This window comes from Pseudomonas sp. FP1762 (assembly GCF_030687105.1).
Classification (GTDB): domain Bacteria; phylum Pseudomonadota; class Gammaproteobacteria; order Pseudomonadales; family Pseudomonadaceae; genus Aquipseudomonas; species Aquipseudomonas siliginis.
Window position 1 is genome coordinate 1,156,391 of the sequence record NZ_CP117458.1, and the last position, 18,276, is coordinate 1,174,666.

At 55.9% G+C, this 18,276-nt stretch carries 16 protein-coding genes and 1 pseudogene; 10 read left to right on the forward strand and 7 right to left on the reverse strand.

Annotated features, from left to right (window positions below):
- Positions 1-40: 40 nt before the first annotated feature.
- The 5 genes from PSH90_RS04940 to PSH90_RS04960 all read left to right on the forward strand — a co-directional run bounded on the left by PSH90_RS04940 (position 41) and on the right by PSH90_RS04960 (position 5,324).
- Complete coding sequence (locus PSH90_RS04940) at positions 41-1,345, forward strand: homoserine dehydrogenase (RefSeq protein WP_024011722.1); 1,305 nt, start codon at positions 41-43, stop codon at positions 1,343-1,345.
- Positions 1,346-1,451: 106 nt separating this feature from the next.
- Positions 1,452-2,861, forward strand: coding sequence for a threonine synthase (thrC, locus tag PSH90_RS04945; protein WP_305382277.1), 1,410 nt, complete (start codon positions 1,452-1,454; stop codon positions 2,859-2,861).
- A 120-nt stretch (positions 2,862-2,981) separates the two neighbouring features.
- The gene (locus tag PSH90_RS04950) at positions 2,982-4,355 is read left to right on the forward strand and encodes a transporter substrate-binding domain-containing protein (protein ID WP_095180449.1); all 1,374 of its coding nucleotides are present in this window, start codon (positions 2,982-2,984) and stop codon (positions 4,353-4,355) included.
- A gap of 117 nt (positions 4,356-4,472) precedes the next feature.
- A complete protein-coding gene (locus tag PSH90_RS04955) occupies positions 4,473-4,880 on the forward strand; it encodes a response regulator (protein WP_305382278.1) in 408 nt (135 codons plus the stop codon).
- 162 nt (positions 4,881-5,042) lie between these two features.
- The gene (locus PSH90_RS04960; RefSeq protein WP_016771530.1) at positions 5,043-5,324 is read left to right on the forward strand and encodes a DUF3509 domain-containing protein; all 282 of its coding nucleotides are present in this window, start codon (positions 5,043-5,045) and stop codon (positions 5,322-5,324) included.
- Positions 5,325-5,544: 220 nt separating this feature from the next.
- On the opposite strand, the gene PSH90_RS04965 is transcribed toward PSH90_RS04960, so the two are convergent.
- Complete coding sequence (locus PSH90_RS04965; protein WP_041478190.1) at positions 5,545-6,744, reverse strand: CaiB/BaiF CoA-transferase family protein; 1,200 nt, start codon at positions 6,742-6,744, stop codon at positions 5,545-5,547.
- A gap of 146 nt (positions 6,745-6,890) precedes the next feature.
- On the opposite strand from PSH90_RS04965, the gene PSH90_RS04970 reads away from it, so the two are divergent.
- The 3 genes from PSH90_RS04970 to PSH90_RS04980 all read left to right on the forward strand — a co-directional run bounded on the left by PSH90_RS04970 (position 6,891) and on the right by PSH90_RS04980 (position 10,559).
- A complete protein-coding gene (locus PSH90_RS04970) occupies positions 6,891-7,433 on the forward strand; it encodes a YaeQ family protein (RefSeq protein WP_007908961.1) in 543 nt (180 codons plus the stop codon).
- Positions 7,434-7,487: 54 nt separating this feature from the next.
- Positions 7,488-9,197 carry a single-stranded-DNA-specific exonuclease RecJ gene (gene recJ, locus PSH90_RS04975; RefSeq protein WP_252885420.1) on the forward strand — a complete coding sequence of 570 codons (1,710 nt, stop codon included), beginning with the start codon at positions 7,488-7,490 and terminating at the stop codon, positions 9,195-9,197.
- Positions 9,198-9,452: 255 nt separating this feature from the next.
- Positions 9,453-10,559 carry an NADH:flavin oxidoreductase/NADH oxidase gene (locus PSH90_RS04980; protein ID WP_305382279.1) on the forward strand — a complete coding sequence of 369 codons (1,107 nt, stop codon included), beginning with the start codon at positions 9,453-9,455 and terminating at the stop codon, positions 10,557-10,559.
- Positions 10,560-10,736: 177 nt separating this feature from the next.
- On the opposite strand, the gene PSH90_RS04985 is transcribed toward PSH90_RS04980, so the two are convergent.
- Positions 10,737-12,365, reverse strand: coding sequence for a glucan biosynthesis protein D (locus tag PSH90_RS04985; RefSeq protein WP_252887376.1), 1,629 nt, complete (start codon positions 12,363-12,365; stop codon positions 10,737-10,739).
- 403 nt (positions 12,366-12,768) lie between these two features.
- On the opposite strand from PSH90_RS04985, the gene PSH90_RS04990 reads away from it, so the two are divergent.
- Both PSH90_RS04990 and PSH90_RS04995 read left to right on the forward strand, forming a co-directional pair.
- Positions 12,769-12,954, forward strand: a complete 186-nt coding sequence (locus PSH90_RS04990; protein WP_041478186.1) for a hypothetical protein — start codon at positions 12,769-12,771, stop codon at positions 12,952-12,954.
- A gap of 179 nt (positions 12,955-13,133) precedes the next feature.
- A complete protein-coding gene (locus PSH90_RS04995) occupies positions 13,134-13,865 on the forward strand; it encodes a tellurite resistance TerB family protein (RefSeq protein WP_039759087.1) in 732 nt (243 codons plus the stop codon).
- A 294-nt stretch (positions 13,866-14,159) separates the two neighbouring features.
- On the opposite strand, the gene PSH90_RS05000 is transcribed toward PSH90_RS04995, so the two are convergent.
- From PSH90_RS05000 to PSH90_RS05025, 5 genes and pseudogenes are all read right to left on the reverse strand, one after another.
- The gene (locus PSH90_RS05000) at positions 14,160-14,591 is read right to left on the reverse strand and encodes a hypothetical protein (protein WP_056783135.1); all 432 of its coding nucleotides are present in this window, start codon (positions 14,589-14,591) and stop codon (positions 14,160-14,162) included.
- A 262-nt stretch (positions 14,592-14,853) separates the two neighbouring features.
- The gene (locus PSH90_RS05005) at positions 14,854-15,159 is read right to left on the reverse strand and encodes a hypothetical protein (protein ID WP_305382280.1); all 306 of its coding nucleotides are present in this window, start codon (positions 15,157-15,159) and stop codon (positions 14,854-14,856) included.
- A gap of 1,008 nt (positions 15,160-16,167) precedes the next feature.
- On the reverse strand, positions 16,168-16,581 hold the full coding sequence (locus PSH90_RS05010; protein ID WP_305382281.1) for a hypothetical protein: 414 nt from the start codon (positions 16,579-16,581) through the stop codon (positions 16,168-16,170).
- Between the two features lie 607 nt (positions 16,582-17,188).
- A pseudogene (locus PSH90_RS27470) lies at positions 17,189-17,921 on the reverse strand (RHS repeat-associated core domain-containing protein); the annotation flags it as partial.
- A 22-nt stretch (positions 17,922-17,943) separates the two neighbouring features.
- Positions 17,944-18,276, reverse strand: a complete 333-nt coding sequence (locus tag PSH90_RS05025) for a hypothetical protein (protein WP_039759068.1) — start codon at positions 18,274-18,276, stop codon at positions 17,944-17,946.

Here is an 18,276-nt window from a genome sequence, read left to right on the forward strand (position 1 = left end):
CCGGCCGACCCTGTGTCGGCCGTTTCATGGGGAGTTCACAGTGAATCCGGTCAAAGTAGGCATCTGTGGGTTAGGGACCGTCGGTGGCGGTACCTTCAACGTACTTCAGCGCAACGCCGAGGAAATTGCTCGTCGTGCCGGGCGTGGAATCGAAGTGGCGCAAATTGCCACGCGCACGCCAAAGCCTCAGTTCCAGACGACCGGTATTGCGATTACCAACGATGTCTTCGAAGTGGCCACGAACCCTGAGATCGACATCGTCATAGAGCTGATGGGCGGCTACACCGTTGCCCGCGAGCTGGTACTCAAGGCCATCGAGAATGGCAAGCATGTGGTCACCGCGAACAAGGCGCTGATAGCCGTTCACGGTAATGAGATTTTCGCCAAGGCACGCGAGAAAGGCGTGATCGTGGCATTCGAAGCGGCCGTGGCCGGTGGCATTCCGGTGATCAAGGCGATCCGCGAAGGCCTGTCCGCCAACCGCATCAACTGGGTTGCCGGGATCATCAACGGCACCGGCAACTTCATCCTCACCGAAATGCGCGAAAAAGGTCGTACGTTCGAAGACGTGCTCGCCGAAGCGCAAGCGCTGGGTTACGCCGAAGCCGACCCGACCTTCGACGTCGAAGGCATCGATGCCGCGCACAAGCTGACCATTCTGGCGTCTATCGCCTTCGGTATTCCGCTGCAATTCGACAAGGCGTACACCGAAGGCATCACCAAACTGACCACTGCCGACGTCAACTACGCCGAAGCGCTGGGCTATCGCATCAAGCACTTGGGTGTGGCGCGCAGCACTGACGCCGGCATCGAATTGCGCGTGCACCCGACGCTGATTCCGGCCGATCGCCTGATCGCCAACGTCAACGGCGTGATGAACGCCGTCATGGTCAACGGCGACGCCGCCGGTTCGACGCTGTTCTATGGCGCCGGCGCTGGCATGGAGCCGACCGCTTCGTCGGTGATCGCCGATCTGGTCGACGTGGTTCGCGCGATGACTTCCGACCCGGAAAACCGTGTGCCGCACCTGGCCTTCCAGCCGGACTCGCTGTCGGCGCATCCGATCCTGCCGATCGAAGCCTGCGAAAGCGCTTACTACCTGCGAATCCACGCCAAGGATCATCCGGGCGTACTGGCTCAGGTGGCGAGCATCCTGTCGGAGCGCGGCATCAATATCGAATCGATCATGCAGAAGGAAGTCGAAGAGCATGACGGCCTGGTGCCGATGATCCTGCTGACCCACCGCGTGGTCGAGCAACGCATCAATGATGCGATCACCGCGCTGGAAGCACTGGCTGGCGTCGACGGCCCGGTTGTACGGATCCGTGTCGAACATTTGAACTAAAAGCAGCGGCAAGCTTCGAGCTGCAAGCGGCAAGAGAGAAGCAGTCTGGCTTTTACTTGCGACTTGCAGCTTGCAGCTTGCAGCTCAAACCGAAGGTTTGAAAAAAATGCGATATATCAGTACTCGCGGCCAGGCCCCGGCCCTGAATTTCGAAGAGGTCCTGCTGGCCGGTCTGGCGACCGATGGCGGTCTGTACGTCCCGGAAAACCTGCCACGTTTCACTCAGGAAGAGATCGCTTCCTGGGCTGGCCTGCCTTATCACGAACTGGCCTTCCGGGTGATGCGCCCGTTTGTCACCGGCAGCATCCCGGATGCCGATTTCAAGAAGATCCTCGAAGAAACCTACGGTGTGTTCGCCCACAGCGCCGTTGCGCCACTGCGTCAGTTGAACGGTAATGAATGGGTGCTGGAGCTGTTCCATGGCCCGACCCTGGCGTTCAAGGACTTCGCCCTGCAACTGCTCGGTCGTCTGCTCGATTACGTGCTGGAAAAGCGCGGCGAGCGCGTGGTGATTGTCGGTGCCACCTCTGGTGACACTGGTTCGGCGGCCATCGAAGGCTGCAAGCACTGCGAAAACGTCGACATCTTCATCCTGCACCCGCATCAGCGTGTATCGGAAGTGCAGCGTCGGCAGATGACGACGATCTTCGGCGAGAACATCCACAACATCGCCATCGAAGGCAACTTCGATGACTGCCAGGAAATGGTCAAGAACAGCTTCGCCGACCAGAGCTTCCTCAAAGGCACGCGTCTGGTGGCGGTGAACTCGATCAACTGGGCGCGGATCATGGCCCAGATCGTTTACTACTTCCATGCGTCCCTGCAGTTGGGCGGTCCGGCGCGTTCGGTGTCGTTCTCGGTACCGACCGGCAACTTCGGCGACATCTTCGCCGGCTACCTGGCGCGCAACATGGGCCTGCCGATCAATCAGTTGATCGTGGCGACCAACCGCAACGACATCCTGCACCGCTTCATGAGCGGCAACCAGTACGTCAAGGAAACCCTGCACGCAACGCTGTCGCCGTCGATGGACATCATGGTTTCGTCGAACTTCGAGCGCCTGCTGTTCGACCTGCACGGGCGTAACGGTGCGGCGATTGCCGGCCTGATGGACTCGTTCAAAAAGGACGGCAGTTTCAGCGTCGAACAAGAACGCTGGACCGAAGCACGCAAGCTGTTCGATTCGCTGGCGGTGGACGATGCGCAGACCTGCGAAACCATCGCCGACGTCTACGGGCAAACCGGTGAAGTCCTCGACCCGCACACTGCCATCGGTGTGAAAGCTGCGCGCGAATGCCGTCGCAGTCTGGATATCCCGATGGTGATTCTGGGCACTGCCCATCCGGTCAAGTTTCCTGAGGCAGTGGAGAAAGCGGGTGTAGGAAAAGCGCTCGAACTACCTGCACATCTTTCTGATTTGTTTGAGCGAAGCGAGCGTTGCACGGTTCTGCCAAACGACCTGAAAGCCGTGCAAGCCTTTGTCAGCCAGCATGGCAACCGCGGCAAGCCACTCTAAGCCAGTAAAAGCTGTCACATTTTGAAGCCCGTCTCCTGACGGGCTTTTTTGTTTCTGCTGCCACACTGCTCGGGTTTTCACCCACGAAGGACGGGTGAGTCGATCACGAAGGAAATGGCAATGCTGTTTTACAGAGGTTTGAAACCGGCACTGGGCTGGTTGTTTTTGTTGGCGGTGCTGGGATGGATGCACAGCGGCGTGGCAGCGCAGATGGCACTCGATCAGGCCAATGCGTCGGGCAATGTGCCGGCTGTCGAGCTGGATGCGCACGAGCGGCAATGGATCCGTGACAACCCCAGAGTAACGGTGGCATCGGTGCAATATCCGCTGTACCTGTTTCAGGACGAACACGGCCAGTGGAGCGGTCTGAACAACGATGTGCTCAAGCGGGTCAGCGCTATGACCGGACTGCAATTCGAGCACCAGGAATCGTTCTCGACCGACCATATGCTCGATCGCCTGCAAAGCGGGGTCGCGGACATCAGTACGACGTTGGCCATGAGCGATGAACGCAAGGCGTTTCTCGATTTCAGTCATGCTTTCGGAGGGGCTGGCTGGGTGTTTGTCGGACATGCCAATGCCCCGAGGGTGGAGTCTTTCGAGCAACTGGCGAAGCGCGTTCTGGTGCTGCCCGCCCGTCATGCCCTGGAGGATGCGATTCGGCGCGATTATCCGTCGATTGAAATACGCTCGGTGAAAACCTACGCCGAAGCGCGGGCGCTGGTCGAGAGTGGGGAAGCCTACGCAACCATCGAAAACGAAATCGGCGCGCAGCTCTATCCGTTGGGCATGCTCAAGGTCGGTGCTCTGGTAGAGGGCAAGTGGGAAGCCGATCATCTGGCTGTACGAAAAGGCATGCCGCAACTACTGAGTATTCTTAACAAGGCGCTGGAAGCTTTCCCTGCTGCGGAGTTGCGGGCGATTCGTCTCAAGTGGCTGGCAGGCGTTTCGCCGCCGCCCGTGCCCTCCGTGTGGAAGCGCCTGGTCGAGTGGGCATGCTGGGCGATGGGGGGAATCGGCGTTTTCGGAATGCTGTCGCTGGTGTGGAACCGGCGCCTGGCGGCCGTGATCAAGCTGCGCTGCGCGGCGGAAAAGGAGTTGGGCGATCAACTGGCCTTTCAGCACGCCCTGATCGATTCGATGCCGGATCCGGTGTTTGTCCGTGATCTGCACGGGCGTTTGATCATCTGCAATCGCAGTTACGAGGAAGCGCTGTCGGTGCGCCAGGACCAGATGCAGGGACGCTTGCTGATCGAAGTCGATGCGTTTCCGGAAACCACCGCGCGGATGCTCCACGACGAATTCATCGCCCAGTTGCAAACCCGCAAGTCGCGCTTCAGCAAACGTCAACTGCTGTTCAAGGGCGGGCCTCGCGAGGTTTATCAGTGGACCGTGCCGTTTTACAGCGGCGACGGCAAATTGCGCGGCTTGTTGGGCGGCTGGACCGACATCACCCAGCGTCGGACCGAGAGCGGGTGCCGCTGTCTGCAGTAAAGAAGGGAAATGTCCTGCAAGACGCGGCTACTTTTCTGATGGGAGGCTTAAGACGCCTGCCCTAGAGTGAACGACACCTGCGGTGAGAGTCCGCGATGATCGCTCCAGAGGTCGCCCATGCGCTCGCTTAAAGTCCTGATTCTTGAACCCAACCCGTTCCAGCTGATGGCATTGCATCAAATGCTCAATGCCATCGGCATCTACGACGTATTGACCGCGCCTTCGCTGGCGTCAGCCTTGTCTTCACTGGGGCATCGCGGTGCGGTCGATATCGCCATTTGCGATCCGCAGCTCAAAGGTGGCGATGGGTTGGCATTGATTCATCACCTGGCGGCGCACCATGAGGCGCGTGCCCTGATTCTGCTGGGCTCGGTCGCGCAGAGTTTGTTGAGTGACCTGGAGCCGGTGCTTCGTCAACAACGCCTGCGCCTGCTGGGGCGTCTGCAGACACCGGTTTCGGCGGTATTGATGCGAGGTCTGCTGGACAGCTACCTGGTCGCTGCGCAGGCACTCATCGAGGCCTGATACCGGCGAATATTTTTCTGTCATCTTCGCCATGCATGCTCTGTCAGACACGGTCCTGCAAGGTCGGAACGTGACAGGCAGAACTTTCTTCTCGGGCCGGTGGTCATTTAATGTGAACACGCCCCAGGCACTGTGTTTTCGGACTATTGAGTGGAGATCGAGATGGAAAGTATCAGTCTATTGCTCGGTGAGGCTCTGAGCCCGTATCAGGTGACGCTGACCCCTCGCGGCAGCCATGGTGAATGTCTGGTGACGCTGAAGAACAGCAGCGGCGCCATTGTGGTGGAACGCGAATTCAATCAGGCCCAGTTGAGCGACAAGCGCTTGCTGACCGACGTGGTGGACGGTCTGCACCGTGACGTGATGATCGCCGAAGGGCGGCTGGAACCCTGCGTCATTGCGGCGTTGCGCAATGCAGCTCTGGACAAGCGTCCGGCCCTGTAAAGATGAAATATTTTTTGTGGGAACCTTCCTGCATCCCTGTCAGTCAGACCCAATAACAGCAGGATCAAGCATTGTGCTCCGGTGCTTGTCGCTTGCTGCTACGGGTCTCGAAGCAGACCCCGTTTAACCCCGAGTCGTCTCCCCACTTCTCGGGGTTTCTTTTGCCCGGCGTTTGCCCTGTGCACAGCTTTTTGCTCGAAAACCAAACCTCCAGCGTTGCTCAAATGGCCCCGTCTTCGCGCAGCCGAGCGATTTGCGCCGCGTCGTAGCCCAGATCGCCAAGCACCTGCGCATTGTGTTCGCCAAGCTGCGGTCCGACCCATTCGGACGAGCCCGGCGTTTCCGACAGCTTCGGCACGATGCCGGGCATCTTGAAGTCCTTGCCGTCCGGCAGCTTGGCATGCAGGAACATCTCCCGCGCCAGGTATTGCGGATCGTTGAACATGTCCTCGGCGCTGAAGATCCGGCTGACCGGTACGTCGGCCTGATTGAGCAAGTCGAGAACGGTCTGCAGCGGTAAGGAATTGACCCAGCGATCAATCACGCCATACAACTCGTCCCGGCGACTGTCACGCCCGTCGTTACTGGCCAGCACCGGGTCGTTGGCAAGATCTGCGCGGCCAATCACGAGCATGAAGCGTTTGAAGATTGCATCACCATTGGCGCCGATTTGCACATGCTTGCCGTCGGCGCTGGTGTGGATCGAAGAGGGCGTGATGCCCGGCATGATGTTGCCGCTGCGCTCGCGGATGAAACCGAACACGTCGAACTCCGGCACCATGCTTTCCATCATCGCGAAGATAGCTTCATACAGCGCAACGTCGACCACTTGGCCCAGCCCGCCGTTGACCTCGCGATGACGCAGCGCCATCAACGCACCGATCACGCCCCACAGCGCGGCAATCGAATCACCGATGGAAATCCCGGTGCGCACCGGTGGCCGATCTTCGAAACCGGTGATGTACCGCAGGCCACCCATGGATTCGCCGACCGCACCGAAACCTGGCTGGTCCTTCATCGGCCCGGTCTGACCGAAACCGGAGAGGCGCACCATCACCAGTTTCGGGTTCAGTGCGTGCAGGGTTTCCCAGCTCAGACCGAGTTTTTCCAGGACGCCGGGGCGGAAATTCTCGATGAGGATGTCGGCTTCGCCCAGCAGTTGTTTCAGGATCGCCAAACCGTCGGGGTGTTTCAGATTGAGGGTCAGCGACTTCTTGTTGCGCGCCTGGACAAACCACCACAACGAGGTGCCTTCGTACAACTTGCGCCATTTGCGCAGGGGATCGCCGCCGTCCGGCGATTCGATCTTGATCACTTCGGCGCCGAATTCGCCGCAAATGCGCGAGGCAAACGGCCCGGCAATCAACGTACCCAATTCAATGACTTTCAGACCCGAGAGCGGTTTGCTGGTGAACGGCATGCGAAATCCTGTAGGACAAGGCTGAGCGGATACAGGGTTTTAACATAGCCGACTGTCAGACGCCGCAGCTTGATTGCCATCAATTCGATGATTGCCTGTGGCATCGGTTAGACTTGCCGACTTTCCTCGTATCAAGAAGCCCGTTCATGGCCCAGCCGTCCACTACCTACAAATTCGAACTGAACCTCACCGACCTCGACCGCAGCGTCTACGAAAGCGTCAAGCAGACTATCGCCCGTCATCCTTCGGAGACCGAAGAACGCATGACTGTGCGGCTGCTGGCCTACGCGCTCTGGTACAACGAGCAGCTGTCGTTCGGCCGTGGTCTGTCAGACGTGGATGAACCGGCCTTGTGGGAAAAGAGCCTGGACGACCGTGTCCTGCACTGGATCGAAGTCGGCCAGCCGGATGCCGATCGCCTGACCTGGTGCTCGCGCCGCACCGAACGCACCAGCCTGCTGGCCTACGGCAGCCTGCGTGTGTGGGAAACCAAGGTGATCCCGGCGATCAAGAACCTGAAAAACGTCAACATCGCCGCCGTCCCGCAAGAAGTGCTGGAGACCCTGGCCAAGGACATGCCGCGCGTCATCAAGTGGGACGTGATGATCAGCGAAGGCACGATCTTCGTCACCGACGATCGCGGTCAGCACGAAGTCCAGTTGCAATGGCTGCAAGGTGAGCGCGGCTGAGGTCGCGACACCGCTGATATTTCCCACGAATCAAAGAGAAGCCTCCGTCGCCCCATGCGTATCGAACCTCGTCAATTGCCTGCCACGCTGCCTTTCCTCGGTGATCTGCCGCCACTGCTGACCCGCCTGTACGCGGCGCGGGGCGTGCAGTCGGAGGCGGAGCTGGACAAGAGTCTGGCGCGCTTGATCCCGTTCCAGCAGCTCAAAGGCATCGATGCGGCGGTCGACCTGCTGGTGACGGCTCTGGAGCAGCGTCAGCGCATTCTCATTGTTGGCGACTTCGATGCGGACGGCGCCACCGCCAGCACTGTCGGTGTGCTCGGTCTGCGCCTGTTGGGCGCGGCGCATGTCGATTACCTGGTGCCGAACCGCTTCGAATACGGCTACGGCCTGACGCCGGAAATCGTCGAAGTCGCGCTGACCCGTGAACCGCAATTATTGATCACCGTCGACAATGGTATTTCCAGTGTCGAAGGCGTCGCGGCGGCCAAGCGCGCCGGACTGAAGGTGTTGATCACCGACCACCACTTGCCCGGCGATGAACTGCCGCAGGCTGATGCGCTGGTCAATCCGAATCAGCCGGGCTGCGAATTTCCGAGCAAAGCGCTGGCCGGCGTCGGGGTGATCTTTTACGTACTCATGGCGTTGCGCGCGCGTCTGCGCAGCCTCGGCTGGTACGAGAGCAAGCCACAACCGAACATCGGCGAACTGCTCGATCTGGTGGCGCTGGGCAGCGTCGCCGACGTGGTGCCGCTGGATGCCAACAACCGCATTCTTGTGCATCAAGGGCTGGAGCGGATTCGCGCCGGCCGGGCACGGCCGGGGATCAAGGCGATTCTCGAAGTCGCCAAGCGAGAGGCTGCGCGGATCACTTCCACCGACCTGGGTTTCATCGTCGGCCCGCGCCTGAACGCCGCCGGACGTCTGGACGACATGAGCCTGGGCATCGAATGCCTGCTTACGGCCGACGCCAATCTGGCGCGGGAAATGGCTGCGCAACTGGACGGCATGAACCAGGATCGCAAATCCATCGAGCAGGGCATGCAGCGTGAAGCGCTGGCGCAGCTCAAGGATCTGCCGGTCGAGTCGATGCCGTTTGGTCTGTGCTTGTTCGATCCGGAGTGGCATCAGGGCGTGATCGGCATCCTCGCCTCGCGCATGAAAGAGCGCTATTTCCGCCCGACCATTGCCTTCGCCGATGCCGGTGATGGTCTGCTCAAGGGCTCCGGTCGCTCGGTGCAGGGCTTCCATATTCGCGATGCGCTGAGTGTGGTCGCGGCGCAGCATCCGAACCTGATCACCAAATATGGTGGTCATGCGATGGCCGCTGGTCTGACCTTGCCGCAGGAGAATTTTCCGCTGTTCGCCGAGGCATTTGACGCTGAAGTACGTAGGCAACTTCGCGAAGAAGACCTCACCGGGCGCATGTTGTCCGATGGCACGCTGGCCGTCGAAGAGTTCCACCTCGAACTGGCCCGCGCCTTGCGCCACGCCGGGCCGTGGGGGCAGCATTTTCCCGAGCCGCTGTTTCACGGTGTGTTTCAACTGGTCGAGCAGCGCGTGGTCGGCGAACGGCATTTGAAAGTGGTGCTGAAAAGCGAATGCGGTTCGGTGAAGCTCGATGGCATCGCGTTTGGCATTGATCGCGATGTGTGGCCGAACCCGACGATTCAATGGGTTGAACTGGCTTACAAGCTCGACGTTAACGAGTTTCGTGGCAACGAGACTGTGCAGCTGATGATTGCTCATATCGAACCGCGCTGAAGATCAAAAGATCGCAGCCTTCGGCAGCTCCTACAGGGGATCGCATTCCTCTGTTGGAGCTGCCGAAGGCTGCGATCTTTTCTGGAACCCCCCAAGATCCCCCGTTGTCGACTAGGCTCTAAGCACTGCTTGATTGGCCTTGTGACGTCTTGTCGAATTTTTGCCCGCGGGGGCGGGTGCTGCACCCTTTTTCTGTCACTCGTCGACTTTTCAAACAGAACCCTGGAGCCTGCCCACTGATTCGAGAGGTGCCCCATGAGTCTGCTGCTTGAACCCTTTACTCTTCGCCAACTGACCCTGCCCAACCGCATCGCCGTGTCGCCGATGTGCCAGTACTCCAGCGTCGACGGCCTGGCCAACGACTGGCACCTGGTGCACCTGGGTAGCCGCGCGGTGGGCGGTGCCGGTCTGGTTTTCACCGAAGCCACGGCGGTTACCGCCGACGGACGCATCACCGCCGAAGACCTTGGACTGTGGAACGACGAACAGATCGAACCGCTGCAACGCATCACTCGCTTCATCAACGCCCAGGGCGCGGTCGCCGGTATTCAACTGGCCCACGCCGGGCGCAAGGCCAGCACCCACCGGCCGTGGATCGGCAAGCATGGCAGTGTCAAACCCGAGGACGGCGGCTGGACCCCGGTCGGGCCATCGCCGATTGCTTTCGACCCGCAGCACACCCAACCGAAGCAGCTGGATGAAGGGCAGATTGCCGAGGTGATTCAGGCCTTTGTCGACGCGGCCAAACGCGCGCTGACGGCGGGGTTCAGCGTGGTCGAGGTGCATGCCGCGCACGGCTATCTGCTGCATCAGTTTCTTTCGCCGCTGAGCAACCAACGTCGCGATCAGTACGGTGGTTCGTTCGAGAATCGTATCCGTCTGGTGCTGCAAGTCACTGAAGCGGTGAGGGCGGTATGGCCGGAGGAATTGCCAGTGTTTGTCCGCGTCTCGGCGACCGACTGGGTCGAAGACGGCTGGAACCCGGACGAAACCGTGGAGCTGGCGCGTCGCCTTCACACGCTGGGCGCCGATCTCATCGACGTGTCTTCAGGAGGGACAGCTGCAAACGCGGAAATTCCGGTCGGACCCGGTTATCAGACGCGCTTTGCCGAGCGGGTACGCAAAGAGTCAGGCATCGCCACCGGTACTGTCGGAATGATTACCGAGCCGGCCCAGGCCGAGCACATTCTGCGTACCTGTCAGGCCGATATCATTTTCCTCGCCCGAGAGCTGCTGCGCGATCCGTACTGGCCGCTGCATGCCGACGATGATCTGGGTGGGCGCAAAGCGGTGTGGCCGGCGCAGTATCAACGTGCTACCCATCGCGACCAGCCGATTCATGAGTCGGATTTGCGTGATTGATTGAAGGCTGGAAAGCAAAAGCCCCGAGCCGGTGAGGGTCGGGGCTTTTCTATTCGGCACAATTTTGCGTTGTCAGGCGGGCCTCTTCGCGAGCAGGCTCGCTCCCACAATAGGAATGCGGACCCCTGTGGGAGCGAGCCTGCTCGCGAATGACGCCAGAACAGCCGCCTTAGAACCTCAAGGGTATTTACGCTTGTCCGGCGCCGGCGGGAAATACTGGTACAGCCAGGTCTCGCTCAACGTGCGGTCATTGGTGCGAATGAACAGGCGCAGTTCCACTGGCTCGACACTGTCATTGGTCGGGTACCAGTCGAACAGGATCCGGTAACCCTTGATGTCATCCAGCACCAGCACGCTGAAGTCCTGCACCTTGCCGTTGGAACAGGTAATCACCGGCTCGATCCCGGTGCCCTGTGGCAGGCGCTCGAGGCCGCCACCGGTGAAGTCTACGGCAAAGCGCCGCGCCCACACTGGCGGGTAATGCTCACCCGGCGCCCAGCCCTCGGTGAAGCCGCCCATGCCCGAACGCGTCGCGTGCACCCGCGCCAGTGGCGTGCCGACCGGTGGCAGGGCGCTCCAGTAGAGCTTGTACCCGTAGTTCAGCGAATCACCGGCAGCCACGGGTTTGTTCGGCGTCCAGAACGCGACGATGTTATCCAGCGTCTCGCCGGTCGTAGGAATTTCCAGCAGATCGATAGAGCCTTCGCCCCAGGCGGTTGTAGGTTCTACCCACAGGCTCGGGCGCTTGCTGTACCAGTCGACGGTGTCCTGATAGTTGGCGAATTCGTGGTCGGTCTGCACCAGGCCGAAACCCTTCGGGTCCTTGTCGGCAAATGCATTGAATTGCAGCGTCGCCGGGTTGTTCAACGGCCGGCAGATCCACTCGCCATTGCCGCGCCACATTGCCAGGCGATCGGAGTCGTGAATCTGCGGATGAATGGTGTCGCACATGCGCCGTTCGTGGGTGCCGCAGCTGAACATGCTCGTCATTGGCGCCACGCCGAGTTGTTCGATGGTGGTACGAGCATTGATGTGCGCGTCGATTTCCATGACCACGCGCTCGGCCTGGCAATCGATGTCAAAGCGATAGGCGCCGGTCGCGCTCGGCGAGTCGAGCAGGGCGTAGACCACAAAACGCGTGGCGTTCTTGTCAGGCGTCTCGAACCAGAACTTGGTGAAGTCGGGAAACTCTTCGCGCTTCTTCGCGTAGGTGTCGATGGCCAGGCCGCGCGCGGAGAGGCCATATTGGCCAGTAGCATCGACCGCACGGAAATAGCTGGCGCCGAGAAACGACACCACGTCATGCCGATCCAGCTCCGGCGCCTTGAACAGCTTGAAGCCGGCAAAACCCAGATCGCCCTTGAGCTGCTGAGTGTCGACCGAAGTGTTCTCGTAATTGAACAGCGCCGGACGGAAATGCACCTCGCGCGCCATGCGCGTCTTCGGATCAACGCTGTACATGCGCACCGGCTGACGGAAACCCATGCCGACGTGGAAGAACTGCACGTCCAGCTGACCTTTGTTTTCCTTCCACAAGGAATGCTCGCCGTCGTAGCGGATCGCGTTGAAATTCTGCGGAGTCATGGTCGCCAGGGTTGGCGGCAACACCTGTTTCGTATCCTGATAGGCACTGCCGGCGAGCTGCTTGGCCTGACGCTTCAATGCTTCGAAATCGAAGGCCTGGGCCTCGCCATCGGCGGCGCCGCCATTGGCTGCCCAAGCGCGGGCGGCCAACAGGCCCGACGCGGAAAGACCGGTATAGGCCGCAATGGCCATGGACGCTTTGAGCAAATTCCTGCGGTGCATAAATACAACCTGTCGTGTGCAATCCAGCGCCGTTCCTGGCACCTGTCGGATCGGAAATTACGGTTCGGTCATGCCTTCGGCCAAACGCAACGGACTATAAACAGATGCCCGCTAGCTTAATCGGTTCGATTGTCGGGCAAAAAGGCTTGTTTGCGTTGCGTCACCTGGCAATGAAACAAGACATGTCTGTAATTTTTCTGACAGGGCTCTCTGATTTAGAGGGCATATCTGCTTTTTTCGATTAATTACTCTAAAAACCGCTTTTCAACGCCGATTTAATTCCTATTCTATGGGCAAGACCGGATACAAGCCTTCGTGCCGGCGGGGCACACGACGCTGCTCGAAGAGGCAGGGCGATGTGAGGTTCAGCAGTTTCTTGACTCAATAGAGAAGGACATCGTCCATGGCAAAAATACAGAGCATCACCGAAATGTTGGGCATCTTCCCTTGCTTGGGCGGCGGGCGCAGAAGACGCCGCCTCAATTCCGAAGAATTGAAACTTGTGGAGCGTTATCGAGAACTATCGGAAAGCGACCGGATTGCCATGCGCTATCTGGTGGATGCGATGCGGAGTGTTTCGCGATTCTAAGGGGGAGGGGAGAAGGGGGCCGGCCGAGAAGCCTGCCCCTTTTTCATTTGCGTAACGCTCGAAACATGCCCTTCTGAGTGGCGAGCAACATCTCGAAGCACACTCGCAGGTCGGGGTCGGGCACTTTCGAACTAGGCTGAGGGCCTTAGATCCGGATAACCCTTGTTTGGAGACGGAACATGAACACCCGTGGATTGCTCGATCAACTGCTCAAGTCCGGGCAGGAAATGCTGCAGAACAAGACTGGTGGCGCTTCCAACAAGTCGGCTGCCAGCGGACTGGGCGGTTTGCTCGGTGGCTCGTCTGGCTCCAGCGGCCTCGGCGGCCTGCTGTCCGGCGCGGGCGGCGGCGCATTGGCCGCGGGCGCGATGGGCCTGCTGCTCGGCAACAAAAAAGTCCGCAAGGTCGGCGGCAAAGTCGCCATCTACGGCGGCCTCGCCGCGCTGGGCGTACTGGCTTACAAGGCCTACGGCAACTACAACGCCCAAAAAGGCAGCGCACCCCAACGCGAACCACAAACCCTCGACCGCCTGCCACCCGCGCAAGTCGAAGAACACAGCCAGGCCATCCTCAAAGCCCTGGTCGCCGCCGCCAAGGCCGACGGCCACATCGACGAGCGCGAGCGCGAACTGATCGAAGGCGAATTCACCAAACTCGACAACGACCAGGAGCTGCAACACTGGCTCCACGCCGAACTCAACAAACCCCTCGACCCCACCGACGTCGCCCGCGCGGCAAGCACGCCGGAAATGGCGGCGGAGATGTACATCGCCAGTGTGATGCTGGTGGATGAGGAGAATTTTATGGAGAAGAGCTATCTGGATGAACTGGCACGGCAGTTGAAGCTGGAGCCGGGGTTGAAGGTGGAGTTGGAGAGGCAGGTGCGGTTGGTGGGGGCGGATAGCGTGTAATCGTAGTGGCGATCGCCCGGCATCAGCAGGCGGTTGCCCTTTTACGTTAGCTAGACTTCCTGCGTTTCAGTAGTTTCCGTAACGGCGTTGAATCGATCTTTGTCCCGATAGCGGACACTGCGCATGCCGCTGGCTCTGTACATACTTTTGGCACTGACCGGGTAATAGAGCTGGCAAATAGATCACTAGCAATCGGTGATTAGCGCACTGACGTCGTCGCCAGATCAGTGTTATTTAACAGTCGACCATTGAGGTCTGAGTCGGCGGGCCTGCCGTCGAGCAAGTTTCCTTCTGCTAGAAGTATTTGAATGGGTATGTGTCTCCCGTGATTATTATTGAATCTTTCTCTGTATATACGCTGTTGATGTTGTTGATAACCAATTGTGGGTTGGTTGGGTTTTGAAAAAGATGATAGAAGAGTTCGAAGTAAAGATGATCTTCGATCAAACTTGCTGCTAGGTTTGGATGGGTGTTCAGAAGTTCATTGAAAGTCGGGTAATCAACTGTCGCAAGCTCGGGGATGTCCGCATAGCCTTGCACGGTATCGTCAATCCTGCATTCCGAAATAAACGTATCTGCAATAATTTCAAACTTTCTTGGAAAGTCGCCGGGTTTGATTTGCAGTATGTAGGGCTGAGTCTTGATCGTAACCGCCTCTCCGAATCCCAAGCTTCTATAAGATACGGTATTTGGATTGACTGCGTTGCCCGAGCACTTAAATATCATGGTTTTGCTTTCGCTGTTATAAGTTTGGTTGTCGAGATTTTTTTACCCGAAAGAAACTCCCTTGTACTACAGGTCTGAGGCTTTTCCCAAATTAATTGTATAGGCATAGGCATAGGCATTAGGCAGCGACTGCGCACTGCTTTAGCGTAGTGGGTTGCTCTAACAAATTTTGTCATCGATTGGCAGCGCCGCTACACCCTATGGCTTAGCCAATGTCAGGTCCACTGCTTTCCCCATATACTCCTAATATGTGAAGCCTGCATCAGATTTGTTTAACTTTATGCAGCGTGTGATCTAAGATTTTGCCAAGGTCGCTCCACGTTTTGGCGGTGTCGGTGTATATCGGAGATTCCCAATCTCGATTTGCAATTAATGAAATTCTAAAGGCACCATTTTTGTCAAATTCAGGATACCATCCGATGTCTAATATTTGTTCGTTTGGGAATGCTGCCTGTAAGAGATCCTCTTTCAGGTTCTCTGAGATGAGTGCTATGTCGTAATCGATTAGGTTGGATAGTTCGTCGAAAATTACTTTTCCGCCGAGACGTATTATTTTTTTAAATTTCATGTTTTTTTTGCTTTTAATTGCGAGAGTAAGAAAAGGGGGGCTATATTCGGTTTGTATAAATAAGTCTGTCCTCTTTCACAGCGCTTTTACTCCTTGTCTCGGTCCTCTTGTGCTCGTTCTCATTTCTACTAAAGGCTGTAATGAAAAATGACGCATTTTCGTGGTTAAATACCATATTGTAAAAACTTTACTTTTAAGTCCTCAATAATCTTATCTAGTTCAGGGTTTCTGATATTGTCGTGATGGTTGTACCAATTGGTGATGCATGCGATCGCATCTCTGAATGGTAAAGTGACGTGATTATCCATGAACTCGAATGCAATACCTGTAGTTAAATAGGTGGGTATGTTTTCTCGGTCGGCATCGGTGCTGATGTATATACCAGACATCTCTATTCCGAATCCTTGTGAATGAAGAAGGCTATGGAGCGCTTTGAGTAGGAAGCTGGAGTGGTTGCTTGAAGAGGACTCTAAGAGATCTAACAAGCAATTGTGAATTATGTTTTCTTGAGAGCTGCTAATATTTATATTCATAGTTATGTCATTGTTGGGTGGAAGTGGGTGACTGTGGTCAAAGTTTCATCAAGATAGATTCTGAAGGTTATTCCGTCATAAGAAGCACTGTAAGCTCGGTTGCCACCGGATCGGGCTTAGTGGTAGTCCTTGGCGGCCGCTTCTCTGCCTGTGTTGAACATTTTATCTGTAGAAATTATAGATGGATCGTACATAGTTTTGGGCTGCCAACCTCTTTTATGCCGACTGCTTGGCCTGTACGATCCAACGAGTCTCGTCCGTAAGTTATTTCAGATAGCCCGGGAATTTTTGGGTGTTGAGTTTCTGAAAGTAACGGTTCTCGGCGCTTTCCATGCTCAGTTGCGGCTGACGTCGACTCCACGAAAGTTGCCATTGGCATCTTAGCTGTAGCGACATTGAGAAGAAACTTTGTCATGCACCAAAGAATGACGGTTTTCTACTTGCGCACTAAAATACTAGGTGCGCTTTTTATGCTCTATTCAGCGTTCATAATTTTTCTATAGCTTTCAAATGCCTCGATGCATCTTTCATCTTCGTTGACCAGTTTTTCATAAAAGCTGTCGTCATCAGCCCATTCGCAAAAAACGAGCTGTGTTTTGATTTTTTTGTTATATGTGTGTTGTGACTTAAGGACCCAGTGAGACGAGATTTTTCTTTCAGTGATTTCAAAAAAATCTAATGCGAAAGGTTTAGGGTATTCATCATATGACTCTGAGCATATATAAACCCAAGGGTAATTGTCCCAGAGCTCTATACCGTAAACTATATATTCTTTTCCAATTTCTATATCTAGTTCACTGTCGCCGACAGAGATATAGCGCTTCAGTCTTGCTGCAGTGTCTAGCGTAAACCTTTCGTCTATTCTATTTGTTATGCATTTGACTTTCATTTGATTTCAAAATACCCGGATGGTACGGATGGGGCGTTATCCTAAAGTTTTATGTCGTCGATACTATGTTTTGTGGCTGGTCAATGACCGATGGGGACAGATTTATTTCATTAGAAAATAAATCTGTCCCCATCGGTCGTCTCCATCTGTCCTGTCCCCATTTGTTCTATGGTTTCCGTGTATAAATTATGTCAGCTTGGGGTTTTGAAGCTCTAAACTGCTCCGTCATTGTGGTAGGCTTTGATATTAGTTATGAATATTGCGCTAGCACTGCAGGCAAAGTTGCATAGCGTGTTGATCGTTGTCTTTATCTCGTAATTGTTGTTGTGTTTTTTTATTTCTAGCTCTAGCGGTCCGTAGAAGCTGAAATTTATAATCTCCACCGTTGTTACACCGTTGATGATTAGGTCAAATGTGTATTCGTTATATCCGTTTTTCATCCATTTCTCTGGATAGCTGTTGCCTGTGAGATGGCTGAATAGCTTTAAGGTTATTGCGTTGTCGCTAAATATGGCATGAGAGATACTAAGGTTTGTTGGTGTATAACCATTTCCGAAGATGGCTAGCCATTGTTTCTTGTCTGAAATGAAATCTGTCCACATTTTAGTTACTCGGAAACATAATGGGTGGAGACACTTTTTAGGTGGAAGGTCCTGTTGCGGTCTGCATTTCCGGTTTCGGGGTCATACTCTCTTACATTGAAATGCGGTTTATGCGAAGCATGGTCGCTTGGGAAATCTTCATGCCCATACGAGTGTTCCTGAATTACCACGCGCTCATTGTCAATATTTTTATAATGATATTCCCTTGTATAAACAATATTGCCATCTGCATCGAGAACATTTTGCTTTCCTACTCCATGTTCACCTATTTTTGTAAGGGCAACATGGTTGACTTCCATTGGTTCAGCTGACGTGGGTATTCTCGCATCACGTTTTGCGTCTTGAAATGCAGCTCTGCGCGAACCATAGAATTTGTCTTTTCTCGTAAATTTTGTTTGGCCTGGGCACCCGTTCAGCCCCAACGGATCCACCCACCCCGTAGGGTTAGGCACGTACTGGTAGCTGTTCAACCCACCCGCAAGCTTGATCGGGTCCGGCGTCAAGAACCGCCCAGTGCTCGGATTATAGTAGCGGTGGCGGTTGTAATGTAACCCTGTCTCGGCGTCGAAATACTGCCCTTAAAAACGCAGCGGATTATCGATTTCGCTGACATCAAGCGCTGCGAGGTTGTCGTAGGCGCGGGACTTCACCGACTACATTATTCGATGTTGTAGTCGATAAGTTCCTGCGGCGTGCTAGGTAGCCAAGCTCGTTGTGGAACGACGTAGCTTTAATTGGCTTTCGCCGTCGAGTATGAGGATTAGAAGTAAAAAAACATACCTGTATCGTATTTCATCGCCATTTCGTTGAGATGTATGATCTTCCTTAGTGTGTCGGAATTTGTAGTGGCAAATAATTTTTGAAATATCTTGAGAGCTGATTCTAACTCGGTTTGTCCTTGGATGCTTTCGTCTTCATATTCATCGATGAGTTTGCTCAGCGTCGAGTTTATTTCCTCAAGTACCCCCGTTTTTGAAAGGGCTAGAAATTCTTCTTCTGAGACTGATAGCTCTTCTAAGTCGCCGGGTATGCATTCATCCAAGTCCAAGCGATGCATTGCATCTCTAGATAAGGGTACTGAAATTGTTTTCAT